Origin of the sequence: Agrobacterium sp. ST15.16.024, assembly GCF_027956545.1 — a bacterium.
Lineage (GTDB): Bacteria > Pseudomonadota > Alphaproteobacteria > Rhizobiales > Rhizobiaceae > Agrobacterium > Agrobacterium cucumeris.
The window spans coordinates 1-380 of record NZ_JAQKGO010000071.1; the positions used below are offsets into that span (position 1 = coordinate 1).

General features: G+C 63.7%; 1 protein-coding gene and 1 pseudogene. Both read right to left on the reverse strand.

Features of this window, described 5'->3' with window-relative positions; genetic code table 11:
* Positions 1–276, reverse strand: a 276-nt coding sequence (locus PL640_RS25680) for an ATP-binding cassette domain-containing protein (protein ID WP_271363889.1), incomplete at its 3' end; no start/stop codon positions are given.
* A gap of 11 nt (positions 277–287) precedes the next feature.
* A pseudogene (locus PL640_RS25785) lies at positions 288–380 on the reverse strand (multidrug transporter); the annotation flags it as partial.

Genomic DNA, 380 nt, shown 5'->3' on the forward strand with positions numbered 1-380 from the left:
GGCAATACGCGGGCAGGTATCCTCGCGGTGACGCGGATCGGACATATCGCCACCCAGAACCTCCACCTTGCCCTTCTGGATGGCGCGCGCGCCAGAGACGAGCGACAACAGGCTCGATTTGCCGACACCGTCCGGCCCGATAAGCCCTATCATCCGCCCGGCGGGGATCTCGACCGATATATCGGCCAGCGCGATGGTGCTTCCGAAGGTCAGCCGCACATCGGTCAGCCGCGCGACCGGTGCATTTCTGTCATTCGTTGCGGAGGGCGTGACCATCGCGGCCCCCCTCACTTGACAAGATTGCGTTCGAGGTTTTCCGGCCAGGCGGCCTGTGGATCAAGCCGGACATAGGCCATGCCGGGCAGCCCGGTTTTGACATA